This is a genomic window from Novosphingobium sp. BW1 (assembly GCF_008107685.1).
Taxonomy (GTDB): Bacteria; Pseudomonadota; Alphaproteobacteria; order Sphingomonadales; family Sphingomonadaceae; genus Novosphingobium.
Map to the genome: position 1 here is coordinate 240209 of NZ_VIRF01000078.1, position 23983 is coordinate 264191.

Below are 23983 nucleotides of genomic sequence, written 5' to 3' on the forward strand. Positions count from 1 at the left end.
AAGGGCCACATCCGCGACGACACCTCCAGCGGTTGCCAAGTCACACTCAATCCAATCCGGAAATCCGGATGAGCCTTGAATGCGAGGAAAGCCTGGAAGCCACCCTGAATGCGGTCGCACAAGGCCGCCGGGTGCGAACAGAAAGCCCGCCAGGAGCATCATGCTTCCACACGCACCACGCCCCTGCCATACGACCATTGTTGCAAGGCCCGGCCTGCGCTAGTCCCCTTGGACGCCCTCGCCTCCCGCGAGCGGCGCTCAGGAAGACGTTTGATGGTATCCCCTCCCAGCCTGACCGATACGAAGGCCCTCCTGCGCAGAAAATTCCGAGCAGCGCGCGCCGAACACGTCGCCAGCCTGCCCGAGAACCTGCGCGCCCTGATTCTCAATCGCCCCCCGGCTCCGGTCAGCGACATAATCCCGGAGGGAGCGACCGTTGGCCTCTATTACCCGCTCGGCCCCGAAGCGCCTTCCCTGGGGTGGGCGCGCTGGTTTACCGAGAACGACCGCCAGGTTGCACTTCCCCGCTTTGCCGCGCGCAGTGCCCCCATGGAATTTCGCGAATGGGCCAACCCCTTCGACGAGGAGGCACTGGAAGAAGGTCCCTACCGCATGCCCCAGCCGACCGGCATGGCCTCCTTTGCGGCCCCGGACATCGTCGTCGTCCCCTTGATAGCGTTCACGCAGGAGGGCCACCGCCTGGGCCAGGGTGGCGGGCACTATGACCGCTGGCTTGCAGCCAACCCCAACACGAAAGCCATTGGGCTTGCCTGGGACTGCCAACTTGCCGACGAACTGCCGGTTGAATCGCACGACCAGCCGCTCAGCGCCGTGGTCACACCCACGCGAATCTATCACGGGGTAGACTGAGACATGCGCGAAACCCCGACGTGGCGCATCCCCGTGGGCGTACTGGCGCTGTGCGCAGTCCTGCTCGTCTATGGCATCTTGATCGCGCGCTACGTGCACCCCGTGATCGCGGACTGGCATGCGCTTCTCCAGCTACCGGTCTACGTCGTCCTCGGTATCGTCTGGATCTTTCCGCTAAAGCGCTATCTGGCGTGGATGGAGACCGGCCGCTGGGGCTGAGGCACCCGCGCCCGCTCAGACCTCGTCGCGCGCGGACCATTGCGCAAGGTCGCCTGACTGACCGATCATCGCAAGGCCGTGCGCGATCGAGGTCAGCTCATCGCCGCTTGCCAGGCGTGCCTCCCCGAAGCGCTGCACGAACAGGCGGCGCACAGCCGGGATCAACGAGGACCCGCCCGTCAGGAAAACATGGTCGATCTGCTCGGGCGCCAGAGCGGCGCGGCCCAGTGCCTCATCGACCGTCTCACCGATGCGGGCAAGGTCCGGCGCGATCCAGCTCTCGAAATCGGGGCGCGCCACTTCAGCGTGAATACGCAAGTCCTCGCTCTCGAAGTCGAGCACGGCCTGCTCCCCACTGGACAGAGCGCGCTTGAGAGCCCCCACCGCCTCGTAAAGACCGAAGCCGAGCTCATTTTCGATCACCGCGATCATGCGGGCGATCGAGGCCGGATCGGTCGCATTCTGCTTGAGCTTGTTGAGTTGCTCGAGCGTACGCTTGTTCCGCATCATGGCAAGGCGCGACCAGTCGGCGAAATCGGTGAAGTGCCCCGGCGGAATCTCCAGCACCTTGTCGAAGGACCGGTACGTCCCGCCCTTGCCCAGCTGCGGCAGGACAAGGTTGTCCATGATGCGGAAATCGAAACGGTCCCCGGCAAGGCCGATACCCGCCGCAGCAAGCGGCGTGCAGCGCTGCATCGTCCCTGGCGCTTCGACCCGGACGATGGAAAAGTCACTCGTACCGCCCCCAAAGTCGGCAACCATGAGCGTTGCGGGTTCGCTCAGACGCGAAGCGAAACTAAAGGCCGCCCCCACAGGCTCATAGACATAATGTACCTCTCGCCCGAGGCTGGCGAACATCGCATCATAACGCGTGCGGGCCAGCTGCGCATCGGCGCGCGCGCCGACATAGCGTACGGGACGCCCCACGACGATGCGCTCGGGCAGGTCCCGCAGCGCATCGCCCGCGTGCGCCAGGAGGTGATCCAGAAAGACCTTGCCCATATCCTCGAAACGGTAACGCTTCTCGAAGATGCCTGCGGTCTCGAACGCGGGGTTGGCCGCCACCGACTTGAAGGACTGGATAAAGCGCGAACCTTGCGGAAACTCGAGGAACTCCTCGATCGCCCAGGGGCCCGCTTCATGGGCGAGGCCGCCCCGCACGCCCTCTTCCTGCCAGAAACACAGTGCCGAGCGGAAGACCGAGCTTGCGCCAGCCGGCGCGGCAAAGCGGATCATCTCCCCTTCGGTTTCGCTGACCGCCAGCGCCATGACCGAATTGGTCGTGCCAAAGTCGATGCCCAGAGTCGGGTGCGCGCTGTCCACCATCGCGAAATAAGATCCTGTGCCGAAATATACGCCGAAATGGAAAAAGGCCGGGTGTTACCCCGGCCTCTTGCGCGCTGTATGGCCACTCCCCGGCAAGGAAAGTGGCGCGAGTGACGGGACTCGAACCCGCGACCTTCGGCGTGACAGGCCGACACTCTAACCAACTGAGCTACACCCGCGCAGCGATGGAATAAACGGTTACCCGAGCATTCCTTTGTTTTCCTCCGGTTTCCCGGAAAGACCCCGTTCAGCCGAGACTGAAACGAAGCAACTCCCAAGTGGCGCGAGTGACGGGACTCGAACCCGCGACCTTCGGCGTGACAGGCCGACACTCTAACCAACTGAGCTACACCCGCATACTTGGGCGGTGCGTCCGCTTGGGAGCCGCGCATCTATGACGGGGAGGCGACCCTGTCAACGGAATTACAGCGGCCAATGCATTTTTTTGCTCCCTCTTCCGGCTGCCCCTCCCAAGGCCCGCAGAAATGCGTGGCTGGCGCGGAAAAAGGCAGGACTAAAAAATGGCGCAGCCGGTATCATCGCGCCCTCCATCCCGCGCCAAGGAGGATGGAGGCCGCTTCCATAAATTCACCCAAACTTCTGTTTTCAAAACCAAATACCGCAGGAATTCGCAGAATTCCGGGACATCCCGGGTGCTGTGAAAATTTCTGCCAGCACGAATCAAAGGCCAAGCGTGATTCGCCTCCGGGCCCTCATCCGGCGAGGATCAGCGCCGGCGCCTCGATCACGGTCTTGAGGTCCTGCGCAAAGCTGGCCGCGTCCCACCCGTCGACGACACGGTGGTCGCAGGACATTGAGATGTTCATCGTCTTGCGCTTTTCGATCCGCTCCGTCCCACTGGCATCGGTGACGAACATCGGGCGCTCGACAATGCGGTTGGGGCCGATGATGCAGACCTCGGGACGGTTGATGACCGGCGTCGTGGCGACCCCGCCCTTGGGGCCGAGCGAGGTGACGGTGATGGTCGAACCACTCAATTCACCGGACGTGGCCTTCCCTTCGCGCGCGGCCTCGGCCAGCCGCGATATCTCGGCGGCCAATTGCCACAGATTCCGGCCTTGCGCATCGCGGATAACCGGAACCATCAGGCCCGAAGCGGTTTGCGCGGCCATACCCAGGTGCACCGAACCGTACCGCGTCACCACGCCCACCTCGTCGTCATAGTGCGCGTTCAGCATCGGGTACTTGGGGATCAACTTGCAGATCGCCGCGATGAGGAAGGGAAGCATGGTCAGCTTGGGGCGCTCGCCGCGCCCTGCATTCAGTTGCGCGCGTGTCTCTTCGAGCGCCGTTACGTCGTATTCCTCGACATAGGCAAAGTGGGGGATGTGGCGCTTGGAGGCAGCCATGTTCTCGGCGATGCGGCGGCGCAGGCCAATGACGCGCACCTGCTCATCCTCACCCGTACACCCAGTCGGCTGGAAGCCTCCACTTGCGTTATAGGAAAGAAAGGCGTCGAGATCGCCATGGCGCACGCGCCCACCCTCGGCCGGGCGAACCTCGCCAAGATCGATGCCCAGGTCGGCTGCCCGCTTGCGCACCGCCGGACTGGCAAGGATACGCGCGCCATCATCCTGAGTGGCCACTTTGGGTTTGGCGGTTGCTGGCGCTACGGAGCTTGCTGAGCTTGCTGAGCTTGCTGAGCTTGCTGAGCTTGCTGAGCTTGCTGAGCTTGCTGAGCTTGCTGAGCTTGCTGGCGGGCTTGCAGCGGGTTTCGGAACGGCAACCCTCTCCTGCGCCTCTGGAGACGGCTTAGGTGCAGATGCAGGCTCTGATGCCTTGTCCGACACCGGCTCCTCGATAGGCACCTGGACCTCTTCGAACTTTTGCGGCCCCTCCGCGCGCGCGTTGCCCGCGCCTTCGACTTCCAGCACGACGAGCGGCGATCCGATGGCCACCATTTCGCCCGCCTCGCCCGCGATCTCGATGACGGTGCCCGTGACCGGGCTCTCCATCTCGACCGTGGCCTTGTCGGTCATCATGTCGGCGAGGCGCGCGTCCTCCTCGACGTGATCGCCCACCACGACGTGCCAGGCGACGATCTCGGCTTCGGCAATCCCTTCCCCGATGTCAGGAAGACGAAACGTGTAACGACCCATGGGATCACTCCTTCATCAGGCGGTCGACCGCATCGCCGATGCGGACCGGGCCGGGGAAATAGGCCCACTCGAGACTGTGCGGGTACGGGGTGTCGAAGCCGGTCACGCGCTCGATCGGAGCTTCGAGATGATAGAAGCAGCGCTCCTGGACGAGGCTGACGAGCTCGGCGCCAAAGCCCGAGGTGCGCGTGGCCTCATGGATGACGAGACATTTGCCCGTCTTCTGAACAGACTTTTCCACAGTCTCTATGTCGAGCGGCCAGAGCGTGCGCAGATCAAGGATATCCGCATCCACGCCCTTTTCGGCGAGCACCGCCTCGGCGACGTGAACCATGGTCCCGTAGACTAGCACGGTCATCGCCGAGCCCTCGCGCACGGTGCGCGCCTTGCCCAGCGGGATGGAATAGTAGCCTTCAGGCACCTGCCCGCCGGGGTAGTTCTTCCAAGTCTTGCTCGGATGGTCGTAATAGCCGTCGAACGGGCCGTTATAGATGCGCTTGGGCTCGAAGAAGATGACGGGATCGTTGTCCTCGATCGCCGCGATGAGAAGCCCCTTCGCGTCATGCGGGGTGGATGGTATCACCGTCTTTAGGCCCGAGACGTGGGTGAAGAGCGCTTCCGGGCTCTGGCTGTGGGTCTGTCCGCCAAAGATACCCCCACCAAAGGGGGAGCGCACGGTGATCGGCGCGGTGAACTCTCCCGCCGAGCGATAGCGCAGGCGCGCAGCTTCCGAAATCAGCTGGTCGAGGCCAGGGTATATATAGTCGGCAAACTGGATCTCGGGCACGGGCCGCAGGCCATAGGCCGCCATACCGACCGCCGCGCCGATGATGCCACACTCGTTGATGGGGGTGTCGAAGACGCGCATCTTGCCGAACTTGGCTTGAAGCCCCGCCGTCGCGCGAAACACGCCGCCGAAGTAGCCCACGTCCTCGCCAAAGACGACGATGTCGGGATTGTGGCCCATCATGACGTGCAGCGCATCATTGATGGCCTCGATCATGTTCATCGGCCGCGCCTCGCCCTCCTGCAGGCTGACGACGGTTTCCTCGATCATGCGCCCTCTCCTTGATCGCTCGTGCCGGCACCCTTGGCAGCGGGCCACTTGGCCTCGCGCTCGCGGATGGCCTGCTCAGCTTGCTCCCGCAGGTTCCACGGCAAATCCTCGAAGACGTCCTCGAACATCGTATGGAAAGGATGGTGGAAGCCGTGGCCGAGCACGCCGTTCTTCTCCGCCGCTTTGGCCGCCGCCTTCACCTCTTCGGCCACCTCGCGGTCCATGGCGGCATGGCGCTCGTCATCCCATTCGCCAAGGGCAATGAGATGGCGCGCAAGACGCATGACCGGATCGCCGAGCGGCCATTCCTCGCGCTCGTGCGCGGAACGGTAGGCGCTGGGATCGTCCGAGGTGGAATGTCCTTCCGCGCGGTAGGTGAAGTGCTCGATGAGCGTAGGCCCCTTATTGGCCCGCGCGCGGTTCGCCGCCCATTGCGTCGCCGCGTAGACAGCGAGCGCGTCGTTACCGTCCACCCTGAGCCCGGCAATGCCATAGCCCACCGCGCGCGCGGCGAAGGTCGAGCGCTCCGCCCCGGCGAAGCCGGAGAAGCTGGAGATCGCCCACTGATTGTTGACCACGTTCAGGATCACCGGCGCGTTGTAGACGGCCGCAAAAGTCATCGCGGCGTGAAAGTCGCCTTCCGCACTCGAACCCTCGCCCACGAAGCTGGTCGCGATGCGCGTGTCCCCCTTGATCGCGCTCGCCATGGCCCAGCCGACGGCCTGCGGGAACTGGGTCGCCAGATTGCCCGAGATCGTGAAGAAGCCATAGTCGCGCGCCGAGTACATGATCGGAAGCTGGCGCCCCTTCAGCCGGTCAGCCCGGTTCGAATAGATCTGGTTGACCATCTCGACGAGGGGATAGTCACGCGCGATCAGGATCCCCTGCTGGCGGTAGCTGGGGAAGACCATGTCGTCGCCCGCCAGGGCATAGGCATGGGCGACCGAGACCGCCTCCTCGCCGGTGCACTTCATGTAGAAGCTGGTCTTGCCCTGCCGTTGCCCCCGGTACATCCGGTCATCGAAGGCGCGGGTGAGCGCCATGGTCCGCAGGATCCGACGCAGTGTTTCGGGATCGAGGCGCGGATCCCAGGGGCCCACTGCCCGATGTTTTTCATCGAGTACGCGGACCATGCCCAGCGTCGCGGGCATCGTCTCGCGCGCTTCGCAAGCCTCGTCGAAGCGGGGAAGCTCCCCGGCTCCGGGGATGTCGAGCCAAGAATAGTCGACCGGATCGCCCGGCCGGAAGCGCGGCTCGGGGACGTGCAATTCAAGCGGCGGCAGATTGCCGCGCGGCATGCCGATTCGTCCCGTCTGGTCGACCATCACGTTCTCTCCCGTCATTTACGGTCCGTGAGAACAAGCGCCTGCGGTCATTTTTTGCAGTGCATCAAAATTCCACGGTTAAGTCAGAATATTTCAAACCGTGGTAATGTCAATCAATCGCTCCGGAAACCTGATCTAGACCGCGACAGGCGCGGCGATATGGGCTTGCGGCGCGTACCCGGTCACCTCGAAATCCTCGATCGCATAGTCGAAGATCGATGCCGGGCGGCGTGCGAAGGCCAGCGTCGCTTTGCCTGCAGGCTCACGCGCAAGCTGCTCTTCCACCAGCGCCCCGTGGTTGAGATAGAGATGGACATCACCTCCTGTCCAAACGGCGTGACCCGGCTCGAGGTTGCATTGCTGGGCCATCATTCGCGTCAGCGCGGCGAGCGACCACATGTTGAAAGCAAAACCCAGCCCCAGGTCACAGCTGCGCTGGTAGAGCAGGCACGAGAGCTTCCCGTCCGCGACATGGAACTGGTAGGTCTTGTGGCATGGCGGCAACGCCATCGAATCGAGTTCGGCGACGTTCCACCCCTCAATGATGTGGCGGCGACTGCCAGGATTGCTTTTCAGGCTTTCGACGACCTGCGCGACCTGGTTGATGCCCTCCCCTTTCCGGAACAAGCCCTCATCCACCGGCTCGTAGGTTGGCCAGTCGACCCACTGCTTGCCATAAACGGGCCCAAGATCCCCCCATTCGCGCGCGAAGGCCGCCTCCTCGACAATGCGCTGCGAGAACGCTTCGCGCGTGATCGCATCGCCCGTCTCGCGGCGGTAGCGATCCAACGGCCAGTCGGTCCAGATCTGGACGTTCTGCGTGCACAGCGAACGAATATTGGTGTCTCCGGTCAGGAACCAGATCAGCTCACGCGTCGCCGTCTTCCAGTAGACCCGCTTGGTGGTGAGAAGGGGCATTGCCCCGTCTGCGAGATCAAAGCGGATGGTCGCCCCGAAAACCGAGCGCGTGCCCACCCCGGTACGGTCGCGCCGCTCGTCCCCATGCTCCCAGACGTGGCGCATGAGATCGAGGTACTGCCACTCCCAGTGGCGCGGGCGGGCATCAGCATGAAGGGAGGCAGGAGCGGTCGGCTTGGCGGGGGACAGAGTCTCGGTCATCCGCTTGGCTCTATAGCAACAGCCCAGCCCCGCCAATTGCCGAAAGTGATCTGGCCAAGCCTCCGCATCTCTACGTACGCAAGCCTTTGCGCGACCGAAAAGTGCCTGCGTGCATGAAACGCACATGCAAGTCCGCCTGCCCGATCCCCTGTGCAAGATCCTGCCCGGCCCCATGGCCGTGCAAGCCATACTTGCGCTGGGAGTTCTGCTCATCGCGCTCTCTCCGGCCTCGCACGGGACGGCGCTCTATCTGCCCCTGACCGCCACGAGCCCGGCGCGCACCGTTGCCTGGTCGCGCGCGCACGGCGCCGCGCTCGTTGCGCCCGGCCCCTATCGCGGCTCCTTCTTCATCAGGGTGCCCACGGGCAACCTCACGGGCGAGGCCCTGCAAAGCGGCGCGCTGCTCTTCGTCGTTCCGGAATTCCTTTGTGGCAGACCTGCCCAAACCAAACTGGCTTTAGAACCATGAACGAACTCAACGAACTGCGCCGCAAGGGCGCGCTGTCCCTCGTCGCCCTGGGCTGGGTCTATGTCCTGATCACGATCGGATGCGCCTTCTTTGCGGAAACCGGCTTCCTTCCCCCGGTGCTCGCCATCGTGGTTTCCATCGTCCCCACCATGCTCGCCCTGCAACACCCCGAGGGGCAGCAGATGCGCATGGTCCTGGGCTTTACCTCGCCGATCTATCCCGCGATCCTGTTGTGGCAGTGGACCGGCAGCCACTGGATGATCGACCTGCACATGACGATCTTCGCCTCGCTCGCGACTCTCATGCTGATCGCGGACTGGCGTCCGGTCCTGCTTGGGGCGGGTGTCGCGGCGGTGCACCACCTGCTTGCGAACTTCCTGGCCCCCGCACTCGTCTTCCCGGACGGGCCGGACGTTGCCCGCGTCCTGCTGCACGCGGTGATCGTGATTGCCGAAACTACAGTCCTCGTCATCATCGCGCGCGACTTCGAGCGGCTGGTCGTCGAACAGGCCTCGGCCGAAAGCGCCCGCATCCGCGCCGAGGAAATCGCGGAAGAGGAACGCGCCCGCGCGGCGCGCGAACAGCAGCTGGTGATCGACGAGATCGGGAAGGGTCTGCGGGCCTTCGCCAGCGGCGACCTGTCGCGCCGGATCGCCAACGCCTTTCCCAAAAGCTACGAGGCCCTGCGCAGCGACTTCAACGGCGCAGCGGGCGATCTCGACCGCATCGTTCGCGACGTCACGCGCTCGACCGGACAGATCGAGACCGGCTCGCGTGAGATCCGTTCGGCGACCGACGATCTGGCCCTGCGCACCGAACAGCAGGCCTCCACGCTGGAGGACATCGCCAACACGCTGCGCCAGCTCAATACCACTGTGTCCGACAACGCCACCTCCGCGCACGACCTTCAGGCCAATGTGGCCAAGGCGCGCAGCGATGCACTGAGCGGCAGCGAAGTGGTCGAGAGCGCGGTCCTCGCCATGAGCGAGATCGAGCGCTCGGCCGACGAGATCGGTAAGATCATAACGCTCATCGACGGCATAGCCTTCCAGACCAATCTTCTCGCGCTCAACGCAGGCGTCGAAGCGGCGCGCGCGGGCGAGGCGGGCAAGGGCTTCGCTGTCGTAGCCACGGAAGTTCGGGCGCTTGCCCAACGCTCAGCCGATGCCGCAAACGACATCAAGGCGCTGATCGACACCTCGGGTGAGCAGGTCGCGCGCGGGGTCAAACTCGTCGGCCAGTCCGGCGAATCGCTGATGACGATCGTGTCCGGGATCGCCGAGATCAACGAGGCCATTGAACGCATCGCCTCGGTTTCGCAGGCTCAGGCGGGCGAAATCGGCCGCATCAATGAACGTGTTGCCCGCCTTGATTCCGCAACACAGCAGAACGCCGCCATGGTCGAGGAAGGTACGGCAGCGGCCCGCCACCTCTCCAGCGAAGCCGAAGCCATGGCGCGGCTGGTTCAGCATTTTCAGGTTTCCGCAGAAGGACATGGCGGAAATCTGGGCGGAATGCGCGAGGCCGCGTAAAAAGCGGAACGAAAATTGAATTTTCCCTTGCCAGCTCAGAATACCCCCTATATAGGCGCCCACCTGCCCGGGGCGCTTCGGCGCTCCAGACATCGGTCGGGGAGTAGCTCAGCCTGGTAGAGCACTGTCTTCGGGAGGCAGGGGCCGGAGGTTCGAATCCTCTCTCCCCGACCATTAAAAAAGCCCAGCGGAAACGTTGGGCTTTTTTAATGTCTGACGTACGCACAGGCGCCATTTCCCTTCAGCTCCCCCCTTTCTTGAGGCTGGGCAGATCGATGCCGTGCTTGGCAACCTTGTAATAGAAGGTCTTGCGCGGCAGGCCGAGCGCGCGGATGGCTGCGCCGATCTCGCCGCCTGTGGCGCGCACCGCCTGGACGATCTCCCCCCGCTCGAAAGCATCGACCCGTTCGGCAAGGCTCGTCGGCTCACCGCCCGGCGCAAGACCATCCGCTCCCGCCGGGTCACCGATGAGATCCATGACGAAAAGCTCGGCAAAGTTACGCAGCTCGCGCACGTTGCCGGGCCAGTCATGCGTGGCCAGGCGCGTGCGCACGGCGTCGGACAAGGGCGGCACATTACGCCCGAGACGCTGCGCGCTGGCGGCGGCAAAGCGCGCGAACAGAAGCGAGACATCTTCACGCCGCTCGCGCAGGGGTGGCAAGACCAGCCGCATTGCCGCGAGACGATAGAACAATGCCGGCTGGACGGTCATTGCTTCGCCCTCCTCAAGCGGCAGGCTTGTCGCGATGATCCGGAAATCCAGCGGGATCTCGTTCGGCCCGGACTCGACACTACGCTTCTCCACGAAGGAAATCAGCCGATCCTGGAGCCGCGGGGGGGCACGGTCGACATCGTCGAGATAAAGCGTGCCCCGATCCACCGACAGAATTGCCGGATCACTGGCCGGACCAAAGGTCCGCGTTACCAGCGCCTCGTCCATGCCCGCACAGGGCAGCGGCAGGAACCGTCGCCGCGAACGCTTGCCCGAGCGGTGAATTAGGCGCGCAAGCAGATCCTTCCCCGTGCCGGTTTCCCCTTCGATGAGAATGTCGATATCCGCATTGGCGAGCATCGGGATCATTTCGCGCAGGCGCCGGATGGAAGAGCTTTGCCCCAGCAGGACAGGAGCAGCCTCATCCCCTGCAAGCGCGCGCAGCTGCCGGTTCTCCAGCGCCAGTTCCCGCGCCCGGATCGCCCGCCCGCACACCGTCACCAGCCCATCGGGATCGAAGGGTTTGGTCAGGAAGTCCCAGGCGCCGGACTTGAGCATGTCGACCGCCATGTCGACATCGCCGTGTCCGGTGATGAGCACGACCGGAAGCTCGGCATCAAGTTCACGCACGGCACGAAACAGGTCGATCCCGGATAGCCCTGGCATGCGCACATCGGTCACGACCACCCCCGGCCAATCGGCATCAAGCACGTCGAGTGCGGATTGCGCGCGGTCAAACAGCGTCACTTCAAAGCCGGCGAGCTTCAGGAGCTGAGCTGTCGAACGTGCAAGGTCCTCATCATCCTCGACAAGTGCGATGCGGTTGATGGAGGCAGCTTCGCTCATCGGGCAATCCTCAAGATCAGTTCAAAGGCCGCGCCGCCCTGCCCCTGCGCTGTGGGCAAGGCGCCGCGCGCCATCAGGCAGCGCAGCGAGCCACCGAATTCGGCGGCGATGTCCTGTGCAATGACAAGCCCGAGTCCCAGTCCCTCCTCGCGGCTGGTCGCGAACGGCGTGAAGAGCTTCTCAGCTACCTCGTCCGCAATCCCGGGCCCGTTGTCGCGGACAACCACGGCAACCTGCTCACGCGGGCGATCCACCTCGACCTCGATAACGATCCTCGGGTCCGAATGCCCGCCAAGAGCATCAAGTGCGTTTTGGAGGAGATTCACGAGAATCTGCTCGACCCGAACCTTGTCCCCAGTCACCATCAGGTCTGCGCACAGATCGGGGAACACCGCATCGATGCGGTCGAGCCGGTCGCGCAGAAGAAGTTCGGCCCCTTCGAGGACCTCGGCCAGCAGGCACTGTGTGCCCCCGACGGTCTTCTTGCGAGCAAATCCGCGAAGCTGGGCGGTCACGACGCCGATACGCTCGGCCAATCGGTCAATCGCCCCCAAGTTCTCGGCCACTTGTTCGCTGTCTCCGCGCTCCAGGAACACCTTCGCATTCGCGGCGTAATTGCGGATCGCCGAAACAGGCTGCGCGGTCTCATGCGCGACGCTGGCACTGACCTGCCCCAATGTGGCCAGTCGATTGGCGAGCCGCAATTCCTCGCGCAGTTGGGCCGCCCGGCTCTCGACCTGGGCGCGCTGTTCCATCTCCTCACGCAACTGCGCCGTGCGCGCGACAACCGCACTTTCCAGTTCCAGCGTACGGGCACGCCGACGCCGACTGCGAAGCAGAAGCCAGAGAACGAAGAGGCTCACAACCAGAGCCCCGCCCCCTGCGGTCATGCCCACCAACCGGGCCTGGCCCGCGACCGCCCCCTTTGTGGGCAGGAGCAGGAACAGCTGCCACCCCTCGTTTCCTCCAGGCGTATCGATACGGACGAAAGGCCCCTCGCGCCCCGACACCTCGAGCAAGCCATCGCGGCGCTGGGCCCAGGGGCGCGGATGGATCGCGTTTGCGCCGCTGTCGCGCTGGGTCTGCGCCCGCGCCTGCGCATCCAGTTCGCGCGTCGCCGCGAAACGCCAGGCCGAACGGCTGGTCACGAAGATGACCCCCATGGGGTTGGTCACGAAGGTGATCCCTCCGGCCTGGCGCCACTGGTCCTCGATCCAGTCGAACTCGAGCTTGACCACGACGGCACCGCCGCCGCGCGTGCGCTGGGCAAGGTAGAGCCCCGGCTTACGACTGACTGTTCCCAACGCAAATTGCCGCCCTGCCCCCGAATTCTGCGCCTCGCGGATGTACCGGCGGAAGCTGTAGTTCGAGCCCACGAAGCTATAAGGCTTGTCCCAGTTGCTGGCCGCGATCGCGCGTCCGTCCCGGTTCACCACATAGATGGCCGATGCGCCCGTCGTCTGGGCGAGCTCCTTCAGCTTCCCATTGAGAACCGCCACGGCCGCATCGCTCTCACCGCGCTCGGCCGCGATCACGTCGCGGTCATCGGCAAGCGCGAGCGGCAAAAGCCGATAACGCGCCACTTCACTTTCGATCAGGGCCTGGCGTATGCGAGCGTCCGCCTCCCCCGAAACCAGAAGGGCGTCGAGAGCACGCTCACGGGCGAGATAGCCAGCCCCCAGCCCCACCAGCAGGGCCAGCACGAAGCAGCCCAGAACGGGCAGGAGGGAGGTAAAGCGAATCATTTCTACCTCAATACGCAGCGCGCGCACCATGTGCAATTTCCGACACATTTGCAGGCATTGCATGCAATTTTCGTCACAGAAACATTCTGAAAACGATCGCAAATCCCTGTGAAAGCGTCCTTTTAACCCAAGCACGATTGCGCTGGCCCCGCATTCCCCGAGCGGGCAGTTCTTTGCATCAAGTTGCGAGGAGGCGAAGTCTCCCGCTTGCGAGAGGACGAAAAGGTACACCATGCATAGCCCCTCCCCCACCATGCCACAGGCCGGGTCGCGCCGCCGCTGGTACACGCATCTCTATGTTCAGGTTATCGTCGCCATCGCTGCGGGCGTGGCACTTGGGCACTTCGCCCCGCAAACTGGCGAAGCCTTCAAGCCGCTTGGCGATGCCTTCATCAAGCTGGTAAAGATGGTCATCGCCCCGGTCATCTTCCTGACCATCGTGACCGGCATCGCCTCGATGCGCGACTTGCGCGCGGTGGGCCGTGTCGCGGCCAAGGCCTTCGCCTACTTCCTGACCTTTTCGACGCTCGCGCTCATCATCGGCATGATCATCGCCAACGTGATGCGTCCGGGTGACGGGCTCAACATCGACCCGTCCTCGCTCGACGCTACCGCCGTCGCCTCCTATTCCGAGAAGGCGCACGAGACATCGCTCGTCGGCTTCCTCACCTCGATGATCCCGGACACATTCCTATCCTCGATGACCCAGGGCAACATCCTGCAGGTTCTTGTCATCGCCATCCTGTTCGGCGTTTCGCTTGCAGGCATGGGCGAGCGCGGCGACAAGCTGCTCTCGATCCTCGAAGACGTGTCGGGCGTATTCTTCCGCCTTGTCTCGATTGTGATGAAGACCGCGCCCATCGGTGCGTTCGGCGCGATGGCCTTCACCATCGGCAAGTACGGCGTGGGCAGCCTTGCCAACCTCGCCGAGCTGGTCGCGCTGTTCTACATCACCTCGCTGCTGTTCGTGATCGTCGTGCTCGGCACGGTCGCACGCTTTGCCGGATTCTCGATCTTCGCGCTCATCCGCTACCTCAAGGAAGAGCTGCTGCTGGTCCTGGGCACCTCTTCCTCGGAAAGCGCCCTGCCCTCGCTGATCGCAAAGATGGAAGCGGCCGGTTGCCCGAAGACCATCGTCGGCCTTGTCGTTCCCACCGGCTACTCGTTCAATCTGGATGGCACCAACATCTACATGACGCTGGCGGCGCTGTTCATCGCCCAGGCCTGCGGCGTGGACCTGACCCTTGGCCAGCAGATCCTGCTGCTCGCGGTTGCCATGCTGTCCTCCAAGGGCGCAGCGGGCGTCACCGGCGCCGGGTTCATCACACTTGCCGCCACGCTCTCGATCGTGCCTTCCGTGCCGGTCGCCGGCATGGCGCTGATCCTGGGTATCGACCGCTTCATGTCCGAGTGCCGCAGCCTCACCAACTTCGTGGGCAACGCGGTGGCCACCGTCGTCGTCTCGCGCTGGGAGAAGTCGCTTGATCCCGCGGCCTTCCGCGCCGCCATCGCCAAGAGCGGCCGCGCCCCTGCCGATCCCGACGCCGCCGCGGCCGCCGTCACTGAGGCCGAATAAAACCACGACCAAGACCGCATTCCAAAGCTGACATAGCGGGAGGGTCAGCAAGGCGACCGGCAAAGCCAACGCACGAAGCGCCCCTCCCTTCCCCTCAACAGCCCTTCGGGTCGCACCACACAAGAGCTGAAAACCATGATCATCGACAACCGGCCGCTTATGGCCGTTGCCCTCGGCTGCGCACTATACGCGAGCCCGGCCCTTGCCCAGAGCACCACTGAGCACACGCCCTATCCACCTGCAGCCAATGGAGAGGGACGCGTCACCAACGCCTACGCGACCGCGCGCTGGTCTGAGAACTGGAGCGCTCCAGGCGAGGCACGCGAAATCGACGATCCGCTCGACCGCCTCAAGCACATCCGCCTCGACAGCGACGATGACATCTACCTGACGCTTGCTGGCGAGATGCGCCTGCGCACGAACTTCACCAGCAACCCCGGCCTCGTGAAAAACGAGCACCAGCGCCACGACATCCTGCGCGTGACCGGCGGCGCCGATCTGCACCTGGGTGAGCATGTGCGCCTCTACGGCGAGCTCTCGCACGCCGACAGCAGCGGGCACAACATCGGCACGCCCTCGGTTTACCAGGAAAACGATCTCGTCGTGGAGCAGAGCTTCGTCGAGGTCACCGGCACGCTGGGCGGGCTTGATCTCGGTGCACGTTACGGGCGTCAGATGTTCTACGATGGCTCGAAAATGCTTGTCAGCCAGCGCGACAACAACGCCATCCACTACACCCAGAACGGCCTGCGCCTGTGGGCACGGGGCCGGGACGTTCGGGTAGACCTGTTCGACTTCAAGCCGACGGCCTACGGTCGCCAGGGCACCGGCGATGATCGGATCAACGACGCGATCCGCTTCAGCGGCGTGACCGTGGGCACCCAGCTTCCGCGCGATCTGCTGGGCGGATCGACGCTCTCCTTCGACCCCTTCGTGTGGCGCCTGCGCCGCCGCGAAGCCACGTGGGTCGCCACAAGCGGGCGCGAAGAGCGCGTCTATGTCGGCGCGCATGCCTGGGGCGATGTCGGCCCGGTCAACATCGACTGGACCGTCAATCACCAGTCCGGCAGCTTCGAGGATCGCGCGATTGACGCCTGGCAGGTCTTCCTGAGCCAGACGGTCGCCTTGGGCGCGCAGAAGGGCGCGCCGCGCATCGGCTTCAACTTCGATTACGCCAGCGGCGGTGGCGGCAACGAGGATGGCCCCGGTGCGGGAAAGATGCGCAACGCGATCTCTCCGCACGGCGCCAACACGCCTTTCAGCCACCACCTGTTCCTGACCGCCAGCAACCTGGTCGAGGTCGCCCCAACCCTGTCGCTGAGCCCGTTTAAATCGGTAAAGATCCTCGCCGATTACAGCTTCGCCTGGCGCGCGACGACCAACGATGCGATTTACCGCGCCAACACCCGCCCGCTGGCAGGAACGCAGCTCTCGACGTCCCATAAGACCGCCGAGATGCCACGCCTGCAGGTGCAGTGGAACATCTCGCCGCGTGTGGGCATCACCGCGCGCTACGAACACGTCTTTGCAGGGCCCGCCTTGCGCGAAGCCGGCTACGGCGATTCCGACTTCTTCGGGACCTGGATCAGCCTGCGCTTCTGATCTCCACGTCGCAAATTCTTCCCGCAATCGCGTCAACTATTCTGGCCAAAGCGCATGCGGGAGAATATCGATGCTCCGGATCCATAAGCCCCCATCTATGACGCGATTGCGACGTCCCTGGACGAGATTATGTCGGAAATATTTACAACCCGAAACAAGCGTTAACTAATGGACGCAACAAATCCGCAGGTGGCACGATCTTTGCTCATCCTCTTTCGGTTGTTCTGCGGGGGAACGGGAGAAAGGGGAAAGTCATGAATAAGAGCATATGCGGCCTTGCCGCGCTCGTAACCGGATTGGCGGTGCAACCCGCCCTTGCCGACGAGATAACTCTCTCGGATGCCGATGTCGGCTCGGAATACACCCTCATGTACGACGGGTTTTCCGATGGCTCGACAATCGATGGCCTGACCGCCAAAATCCGGCTGACGCTGACGGGCATTTCGGGCAACGACTACATGTTCGCCTACAATGTCTCGAACACCACCTCGGCGCCGGTCACCGGATCGCGCATCTCCGGTTTTGCTTTCAACACCGACCCCACGATCTCCGCTGCCTCGAGCACGGGCGCCTTCAGCTACACGACGCTGAATTCGACCTACCCGAACGGCATCGGCACAGTCGACGTCTGCTTCAAGGATGCCTCGACGGGCAGCTGCGCGGGCGGCGGCGGCGGCGGCATCGAACTTGGAGGCAGCGGTGACGGCGCGCTGACCCTTTCGTTCGCGAGCCCAACCGAAACACTCTCGCTCAGCGACTTCTACGTGCGCTACCAGTCGATCACCGGCGTATCGGGCGTCACCTCCGCGAGCGGCGCGGGTACCGTCTCCTCGACAAGTGGCGGCTCGGACATTCCCGAACCGGGCATGCTCGCGCTCTTCGGCGTTGCCCTGATCGGCCTCGCCATCAACCGCCGCCGTGCGGTCGTAGCCCGCGGCAGCCTTCGTCCGACCTACGCAATAGCCTGACGGTCAGATTCGGACCAGACAAGAAGGGCTCGTCGCAAGACGGGCCCTCTTTTCATATCCGGCACATGTCGCGTGATCAGGTTCCCTTGCGGGCGGCAGCCAGGTGGCCCGCAATCGTGGCGTTCCCGGGGGACTTCTTCGCGGCCACTTCCAGCAAGCGCAATCCGCGCGCGCGATCGGTGTCAGTCTCCACCAGTAGCCAGCCCGCCGTATCCATCACCGAGGCATTTTCCGGCGCGGACTCCAGCGCACGCAGCGCATAGGAGAGCCCCTCTTGCCCACGCCCGAGACGGCTTTCCGCGAGCGCCAGATTGTTGAGAACAAGCGGATTGGTACCAACGGTGACGGCAAGCAGGCTCTTGTAAAGCGCGCTCGCGTTGGCCCAGTTACCGGCCTTCATCGCCGTGTCAGCCTCGGCCAGCTGGGCCGCGAGAGCCTGGGGCGAGGGTGTACGCGCCCGCTGTGCGGCCTGCGCGGCATCGGGTCGCCCGGCGCCTTTCGCGGCCGCCGCATACAGCCGCCGGTCGCGGCCCGACGCGGTCGATTTGGCCACCAGCGGCTTCAGGGTTGCAAGCGCGGCGCCAAAGTCCTTCTGCGCGATCTGGATGCGGGCGAGTTCGCGCCGTGCCGCGACATTGGATGGGGCGCGGGTCAGCACGGGCTGCAAGGCCGCGCGCGCCTGCTCGTCCTGACCGAGCTCCACCAGCGCGCGGGCATAAAGGATTGCCGCCTCATCGCGCGTGCGCACGACCTCGGAACTGGACTGGAAGATCCCGCGCACCTTCGCCCAATCGCCCTGAGCCCCGGCCAAGCGAGCGCGCAGGTAGACAAGCTCCGGGCTCGCGCCTGTATCTTCCGGAACCGCGGCCAGTACGGTTTCCATCTCCCTGGTTCGGCCAAGATCTCCCAGGATCGCAGCCTTGCCGGTCAGCGCGGCCAGGTTCCCGGGATAGGCTTCGAGCGCGGCGGAATAAGCCTCGAGCGCATCCAGCAGATCCCCTTGTGCCGTGGCCACCTGGCCATCGGCGAGCAGCGCCTCGCGCGCGTCAGGATTGACCTTGAGCGCCCGGTCGACAAAGCCACGCGCTTCAGGAACATGTCCTTCCTTCAATTCGAGCCGCGCAAGATCGGCAAGGAGGCGCGCATCCTCGGGATCCTGCTCCAGTCCCTGAGCGAAGGCACTGCGCGCCCTTGCGGGATCGCCCTTGACCAGATGAGCCATGCCCCGCACCCACTGCGCCCCACTGCCGCGCGCACCGTCCACCAGAGCCAACGCCTCATCTGGCCGTTTTCGTAAGAGAGCTGCCTCGCCAAGCAGCACGGCGTGATCGGCGCTGCGCTGGCCAGGCGCGAGCCGTTCGAGCGCCTGACGCGCGCCCTCCCCATCCCCCATGGCCAGAAGCGTTCGGGCGAGAAGCTTTCGGGCCGCCTCGTTTTGCGGGTCCTCTTTAAGCAGACTGACCAGGTCGAGCCGGGCACGAGTGAAGTCGTGCCCGGCATAGGAAGCGCGCGCGCGCTCCATCTGCTGGGCAGGATCGAGACCGCACCCGGCCAGAGCCAAGGCAAGAGCCTGTACCAGCGCCAACGGCAATATGCGTTTCATTGAGCCCCTCCACAGGCGCGGACTCGCCCGACGGCGCTCCGCTCTCACGCCTTGTTCTTCCGGACTTTTACGGAATTGAGCAAGCAAAACGGGCATCATGTCCCACGCTGACACTCGGCGCGGCACCGCAGCCTTGCAAAAACAACTTTCCTACACCCACACGCACGATGTAATCCTACGGGACAGTCGCCCTGCCAAGGCAGCGCGCCATCTCCCCAAAGAAATGATCCCGGACATCCGTTTGGCCTTGCGGCGCTCCTCGCGCCGCCGCGCCATGTCGGTGCCGGTCGTCCCCCTTCCCATACCGCACGCGCCCAAAGGGCGCACAGGAGGCTTATGCCATTCTCGGTCCGCAAGGGCGTGCTCCACACCCAGGACGCCGCCGTCACGCAGCTTCCCAGCCCCAACCATTCGGGCGCCTTCCGCCGTCCGCCGCGTCTGATTGTGATGCACTACACAGCAGGTGGCAGTGCAGCCTCCTCCGCCAGCTGGCTCGCCAACCCCGCGGCGGGCGCCTCGGCGCACCTTGTGATCGGGCGTGACGGTACGGTGATCCAGTGCGTCAACCTGGCAAGGCGCGCCTGGCATGCCGGGCGCTCGGCCTGGCACGGTCTATCCGGCCTCAACAGCCACGCTATCGGCATCGAACTTGCCAACCGCGGTCCTCTGACCTGGTCACCTCAGGGATGGTGCGATGCGAACGGCACGACCATTCCTGCCATCGAGGCCGCCCACCGCCATGGCGGGCCTGTCCGCGGCTGGGAAGTTTTTCCCGAAGTCCAGATCAGAGCCGCCGTCGCCGTTGCCCGGGCCCTGACCGAAACTTATCCGATCCACGAAATCGTCGGACATGATGACATCGCGCCTGGCCGCAAGCTCGACCCCGGCCCCGCCTTCGATATGCCGGCGTTCCGCACGCAGGTGCTGGGCGCGTGCTTGGGCGCTCGGGTCACGGCCTCCTCGCTTCGGGTGCGTAGCGGCCCCGGCCTCGACCATCCGGTCTTGCGCGCGCTGCCCCGGGGAACACCAGTCGAGGTGACCGCCCGCCACCGCGACTGGATCGCCATTGCACCGGGCCAATGGGTCTTTGCGGAGCACGTGGCGTGAGCGGCCTCTCGGCGATCCTGCGCGCGGCGAGCGGCGAGTTCGAGACGACCCGCGTGCTCGGCACTTTTGGCGTGCTCCTCTATGCCCTGGGTGCCCACGGCCTTCTCCTGTTCGAGACGATCTGGCGCGGTCGCCCCTTCGACCTTGCCTCCTACTGCACGGCCTTTCCCGGCGGCCTTGTCCTTCTGATCGGCACCGCAGGCGGCGTCGCAGCTCTCAAAGACCGGCAGGTCGCCCGCTCGCGCGCAATCGAAAAGGAGACCCTGCGATGACCCCGCTCCCGGTCGGCCTGCTGCCCGCCCTGACCTGGCCCTGGCGACTGCTTCGCACGCACCCGTGGCCCACGCTCGCGCTGGCCCTTGCTGCCTTCGCCTGGCTTCAACACGGCCGAGCGCGCGACTGGCGCGAACGCGCCCGCCACGAAGCCGCCAGCCATGCCGCGACCAGGGCGAATTACGAGAGCGCGCAGGCCAAGGCTGCGCAACGTGCGCAAGAACAACGCCTCGCAACCGAGCGCACCCATTCCCGTCTTGCAAAGGAAGCCGACGATGCCCTTCACGAAGCCGATCTATGGCGTACTCGCGCTCGCCGTTTTGCCGATGACGGCGGCATGCGCATCGCGTGTACAGGCACCTCTGGAAGTCCGGCCAGCTACGCCGCTGCCCCCGGCGCGGATCACCCTGCCCCGCGCACTGACGGACCCGATAGCCCTGCCATCACTCTCTCCCGCGCCGACTTCGATACCCTGAGCGCGAATACCGAACGGCTGCTGCGCGTCCACGCCTGGGGCCAGAGGCTTGTCGAGGAAGGCCTCGCCTTCCCGCCCAAAACACCCTGAATGCAGCGCGCTCAGCCCCCGCGCAGTAGCTGCACGCCATAGTCACGCTCGAAGAGATAGAGGAGAATGCGCGCCGCCTCGCCCCGCGCGCCTTCAAGGCCACCATCGCGCTCCATCAACAGGCGCGCATCGTCGTGAGCAAGCGGGAGCAGCTTGGTGATCTGCTCGAGACTGGCGATGCGAAACGGCGTGTCACCCGACTGGCGCGTGCCAAGAAGCTCGCCGCCCCCGCGCAGTTGCAGATCCTCCTCGGCCAGACGAAAGCCGTCCTGCGTCTCGCGCATCAGAGCGAGGCGCTGGCGGCCGGTCTGGCTGAGCGCCTTTCCGCGTAACAACAGACAGGTCGATTTTTCCGAACCACGCCCGACACGCCCGCGCAACTGGTGGAGCTGGGCCAGGCCGAAGCGCTCGGCCTGTTCGATCACCATGAGTGTGGCGTTGGGCACATCGACGCCGACCTCAATCACGGTCGTGGCGACCAGCAGGCTCGCCTCGCCCGAGGCGAAGCGATTCATCCCGGCGTCCTTTTCCTCGCCCTTGAGCTGGCCGTGCACCATAACGACGCGGTTGCCGAAGCGCTCCTTGAGCGCTTCGTAGCGCGCCTCGGCGGCGGCAATGTCGTCGGTCTCGCTCTCGGTCACCATCGGGCAGACCCAGTAGGCTTGCTGGCCGGACTGGATGTGGCGCGAAAGCGCACCGACCACGTCGTCTATACGATCGGTCGAGACGACGCGGGTGTCGATGGCCTGGCGTCCGGGCGGGAGTTCGTCGAGACGCGAGACTTCCATCTCTCCGTACTGCGCCAGCGTCAGCGTGCGCGGGATCGGGGTTGCCGTCATCGCCAGCGTGTGCGGCGTGCGCCGACCTTTGCGCGCCAGCATAAGGCGCTGTCCGACACCGAAGCGGTGCTGCTCGTCAATCACGACGAGGGCCAGGTTGTGATAGGCGACCGCGTCCTGGAAGATCGCATGAGTGCCCACCACGATCTGGATCGAGCCGTCGAGCAGCCCCATCAGGATCGCTTCACGCGCCTTGCCCTTGTCGCGCCCGGTCAGGAGCGCGATCTCGACGCCGGTCCCTTCCAGCATCTTGCGCAGCGTGGTGTAGTGCTGGCGCGCGAGGATTTCGGTTGGAGCAAGCATCGCCCCTTGCGCGCCCGCCTCCACCGCGATCAGCAGCGCGGAAAGCGCCACCACCGTCTTTCCCGCACCGACATCGCCCTGCAGCAGACGCAGCATCGGCGCGGTCTGAGCCAGGTCTCCCTCGATCTCGCGGATCGAACGGGCCTGTGCGCCCGTCAGCGCGAACGGCAGGCTAAGCTTGGCGCGCAAACGGCCGTCGCCCTGCAGTGGCGTGCCGCGCTGCGAACGGTTGCTTGCGCGCACCAGCATGAGCGCCAGCGCATTGGCGAAGAGTTCATCGTAGGCGAGACGGTCGCGCGCGGGCTCATTGGGGCCGCGGTGCGCGTCGCGCAGAGCCTCGTGCCAGGCGGGCCAGTCGCTCTTGGCCATCTGGCTGCTCTCGATCCACTCGGGCAGTTCGGGCAAGTGCTCCAGCGCCTGCTTCACGAGCGATCCCATGCGCCCCTGCGTCATGCCTTCGGAGAGACCGTAGACCGCTTCGCGCTGCTGGCCGATGGGCGCGGTGTCGCTTTCCGAGACGTGTTCGGGGTGCACCATCTGGCGCGTCTGCCCGTACTCGTCGATGCGCCCCGCCACCCAGCGCGTCTCGCCCACGGGAAGCTGCTTCTTGCCGGTGTAGGAGGCGCGCCCGAAGTAGGCGATCGTGCAGATATCGCCCGCATCATCCTCGGCGATGATGCGGTAGGGCCCCCGCCCCGAAGAGGCGCGGTGCTCCCGCACGGTCAGACGCACGATCACGTTCTCGCCAATCCCCGCCTCGTCGAGGCGCGTGACCATGCGCCGTTCCACGAAACGGTCGGGCAGATGGTAGGCAAGATCCTTGATCCGGGTCAGGCCCAGCTTTTCCAGCGGACGGCGGATTCGGGGGCCGACCCCGTCAAGGGACTCGGAATCGACAAACAGGGAGTTGAGCGCTTGGGGCCGCATGGCTGCCTCTTAGCGCGCCTCTCGGGCATTTCACCAGAGCCCGTGGAACATACCGACAACTTTCCCCGTTGATGGGAGCAAACGGCAACGAAAAAAGGAGAGAGAGCATGCTCTTGCCCCATGGAACGATGTTTGCGCTGGTCGACGGTGAGAACTTCGAACTGTACCGAAACGCCGGCAAGGAAGCCGCGCCCGAACTGACAGCAGTCGACGTGCCCGATCTCGCGCCCACCAACTACAGCGCCGGAATCAAGGATCACGACGCGGGCTCGCGCCACCCCGCCAACCCCGAGAACCGCACCTCCCGCCTCGATGAAGCCGCGCATGTCGCGGCGGTGACGGACTGGCTCAACAAGCAGGCCATGGAAAACCACATGGACAAGCTGGTGGTCATCGCCGATCCGAAATCCTTGGGCGAGATGCGCCGCCATTACCACAAGAGGCTGGAGGCTACGATCCTGGAGGAAGTGCCCAAGACCCTCACCGGCCGCTCGGGTCCCGAGATCGTGGCGGCCCTGCGCGCCTGAGGCCTTTGCGCCCCCTGGTGCTCCTTTCGCACCATTGAAAACCTTGCCCCGGCCCGCGCTGCATTGTAACGGCGCGGGTCATGACTGATACCTCGTCCCGTCTCGCCCGACTTCGTTTTCGTGCCTGGCACCGTGGCACGCGCGAGGCCGACTACATGATCGGCTGTTTCTTCGACCGTTTCCACGAAAGCTGGTCGGAGGCCGAGATGGACTGGTTCGAAACCCTGATCGATGAAGAGGACGTCGAGATCATGGCTTGGGCGCTCAAGACCGAGCCGGTCCCCGAGAAGTTCCAGGGTCCGCTCATGGACCGCATGATGAAGCTCGACTACGTCGAAATTCCGTACTGAGTT

Annotated in this window: 21 protein-coding genes and 3 tRNA genes; 13 read left to right on the forward strand and 11 right to left on the reverse strand. The window is 64.7% G+C overall.

The genetic code is table 11. The features are described from left to right. Positions 1-273 precede the first annotated feature (273 nt). Complete coding sequence (locus tag FMM79_RS13450; protein ID WP_148627955.1) at positions 274-870, forward strand: 5-formyltetrahydrofolate cyclo-ligase; 597 nt, start codon at positions 274-276, stop codon at positions 868-870. A 3-nt stretch (positions 871-873) separates the two neighbouring features. Next, a complete protein-coding gene (locus tag FMM79_RS13455; RefSeq protein ID WP_148627956.1) occupies positions 874-1089 on the forward strand; it encodes a DUF2842 domain-containing protein in 216 nt (71 codons plus the stop codon). A 15-nt stretch (positions 1090-1104) separates the two neighbouring features. On the opposite strand, the gene FMM79_RS13460 is transcribed toward FMM79_RS13455, so the two are convergent. From FMM79_RS13460 to thyA, 7 genes are all read right to left on the reverse strand, one after another. After that, a complete protein-coding gene (locus FMM79_RS13460; RefSeq protein WP_148627957.1) occupies positions 1105-2415 on the reverse strand; it encodes an Hsp70 family protein in 1311 nt (436 codons plus the stop codon). 102 nt (positions 2416-2517) lie between these two features. Beyond that, a tRNA-Asp gene (locus FMM79_RS13465) sits at positions 2518-2594 on the reverse strand. Between the two features lie 100 nt (positions 2595-2694). Beyond that, positions 2695-2771 (reverse strand) — tRNA-Asp (locus FMM79_RS13470). Positions 2772-3128: 357 nt separating this feature from the next. Then, positions 3129-4535 carry a dihydrolipoamide acetyltransferase family protein gene (locus FMM79_RS13475; RefSeq protein ID WP_148627958.1) on the reverse strand — a complete coding sequence of 469 codons (1407 nt, stop codon included), beginning with the start codon at positions 4533-4535 and terminating at the stop codon, positions 3129-3131. Positions 4536-4539: 4 nt separating this feature from the next. Next, on the reverse strand, positions 4540-5592 hold the full coding sequence (locus FMM79_RS13480) for an alpha-ketoacid dehydrogenase subunit beta (protein WP_240339171.1): 1053 nt from the start codon (positions 5590-5592) through the stop codon (positions 4540-4542). Beyond that, the gene (locus FMM79_RS13485; RefSeq protein WP_371710917.1) at positions 5589-6935 is read right to left on the reverse strand and encodes a thiamine pyrophosphate-dependent enzyme; all 1347 of its coding nucleotides are present in this window, start codon (positions 6933-6935) and stop codon (positions 5589-5591) included. The genes FMM79_RS13480 and FMM79_RS13485 overlap by 4 nt, the downstream gene beginning before the upstream one ends. 117 nt (positions 6936-7052) lie before the next feature. Then, entirely contained in the window at positions 7053-8036 is a 984-nt protein-coding gene (thyA, locus tag FMM79_RS13490; protein ID WP_148627959.1) for a thymidylate synthase, read from the reverse strand. A gap of 124 nt (positions 8037-8160) precedes the next feature. On the opposite strand from thyA, the gene FMM79_RS13495 reads away from it, so the two are divergent. From FMM79_RS13495 to FMM79_RS13505, 3 genes are all read left to right on the forward strand, one after another. Continuing rightward, positions 8161-8505, forward strand: coding sequence for a hypothetical protein (locus FMM79_RS13495; protein WP_148627960.1), 345 nt, complete (start codon positions 8161-8163; stop codon positions 8503-8505). Next, a complete protein-coding gene (locus FMM79_RS13500) occupies positions 8502-10037 on the forward strand; it encodes a methyl-accepting chemotaxis protein (protein WP_148627961.1) in 1536 nt (511 codons plus the stop codon). Before FMM79_RS13495 ends, FMM79_RS13500 begins: the two co-directional genes overlap by 4 nt. A gap of 97 nt (positions 10038-10134) precedes the next feature. Next, positions 10135-10211: transfer RNA gene (locus tag FMM79_RS13505), tRNA-Pro, on the forward strand. A gap of 67 nt (positions 10212-10278) precedes the next feature. Here FMM79_RS13505 and FMM79_RS13510 read toward each other — a convergent pair. Then, positions 10279-11595, reverse strand: a complete 1317-nt coding sequence (locus tag FMM79_RS13510) for a sigma-54 dependent transcriptional regulator (RefSeq protein WP_148627962.1) — start codon at positions 11593-11595, stop codon at positions 10279-10281. Further along, positions 11592-13340 (reverse strand): ATP-binding protein, encoded by a 1749-nt coding sequence (locus tag FMM79_RS13515; protein ID WP_148627963.1) that lies wholly within the window; start codon positions 13338-13340, stop codon positions 11592-11594. Before FMM79_RS13515 ends, FMM79_RS13510 begins: the two co-directional genes overlap by 4 nt. Positions 13341-13572: 232 nt before the next feature. Here FMM79_RS13515 and FMM79_RS13520 point away from each other — a divergent pair, with 232 nt between their 5' ends. From FMM79_RS13520 to FMM79_RS13530, 3 genes are all read left to right on the forward strand, one after another. Beyond that, positions 13573-14916: a dicarboxylate/amino acid:cation symporter gene (locus FMM79_RS13520; protein ID WP_148627964.1), complete on the forward strand. Its 1344-nt coding sequence runs from the start codon at positions 13573-13575 to the stop codon at positions 14914-14916. A gap of 135 nt (positions 14917-15051) precedes the next feature. Beyond that, complete coding sequence (locus FMM79_RS13525; protein WP_240339172.1) at positions 15052-16518, forward strand: alginate export family protein; 1467 nt, start codon at positions 15052-15054, stop codon at positions 16516-16518. A gap of 254 nt (positions 16519-16772) precedes the next feature. Further along, entirely contained in the window at positions 16773-17486 is a 714-nt protein-coding gene (locus FMM79_RS13530) for a cistern family PEP-CTERM protein (RefSeq protein ID WP_148627965.1), read from the forward strand. A 76-nt stretch (positions 17487-17562) separates the two neighbouring features. On the opposite strand, the gene FMM79_RS13535 is transcribed toward FMM79_RS13530, so the two are convergent. After that, complete coding sequence (locus tag FMM79_RS13535) at positions 17563-19089, reverse strand: tetratricopeptide repeat protein (protein ID WP_162528512.1); 1527 nt, start codon at positions 19087-19089, stop codon at positions 17563-17565. A gap of 336 nt (positions 19090-19425) precedes the next feature. Between FMM79_RS13535 and FMM79_RS13540 the strand changes: the two genes are divergently transcribed. The 3 genes from FMM79_RS13540 to FMM79_RS13550 are packed head-to-tail and all read left to right on the forward strand — an operon-like array spanning position 19426 to position 21034. After that, a complete protein-coding gene (locus tag FMM79_RS13540) occupies positions 19426-20196 on the forward strand; it encodes an N-acetylmuramoyl-L-alanine amidase (protein WP_162528513.1) in 771 nt (256 codons plus the stop codon). Beyond that, on the forward strand, positions 20193-20468 hold the full coding sequence (locus tag FMM79_RS13545) for a hypothetical protein (RefSeq protein WP_148627967.1): 276 nt from the start codon (positions 20193-20195) through the stop codon (positions 20466-20468). The genes FMM79_RS13540 and FMM79_RS13545 overlap by 4 nt, the downstream gene beginning before the upstream one ends. Then, the gene (locus tag FMM79_RS13550) at positions 20465-21034 is read left to right on the forward strand and encodes a hypothetical protein (protein ID WP_148627968.1); all 570 of its coding nucleotides are present in this window, start codon (positions 20465-20467) and stop codon (positions 21032-21034) included. Before FMM79_RS13545 ends, FMM79_RS13550 begins: the two co-directional genes overlap by 4 nt. 11 nt (positions 21035-21045) lie before the next feature. On the opposite strand, the gene recG is transcribed toward FMM79_RS13550, so the two are convergent. Next, on the reverse strand, positions 21046-23103 hold the full coding sequence (gene recG / locus FMM79_RS13555; protein ID WP_148627969.1) for an ATP-dependent DNA helicase RecG: 2058 nt from the start codon (positions 23101-23103) through the stop codon (positions 21046-21048). Between the two features lie 107 nt (positions 23104-23210). Here recG and FMM79_RS13560 point away from each other — a divergent pair, with 107 nt between their 5' ends. After that, on the forward strand, positions 23211-23630 hold the full coding sequence (locus tag FMM79_RS13560) for a host attachment protein (RefSeq protein ID WP_148627970.1): 420 nt from the start codon (positions 23211-23213) through the stop codon (positions 23628-23630). An 80-nt stretch (positions 23631-23710) separates the two neighbouring features. Next, positions 23711-23980, forward strand: coding sequence for a succinate dehydrogenase assembly factor 2 (locus FMM79_RS13565; RefSeq protein WP_148627971.1), 270 nt, complete (start codon positions 23711-23713; stop codon positions 23978-23980). The last annotated feature ends 3 nt before the right edge of the window (positions 23981-23983 follow it).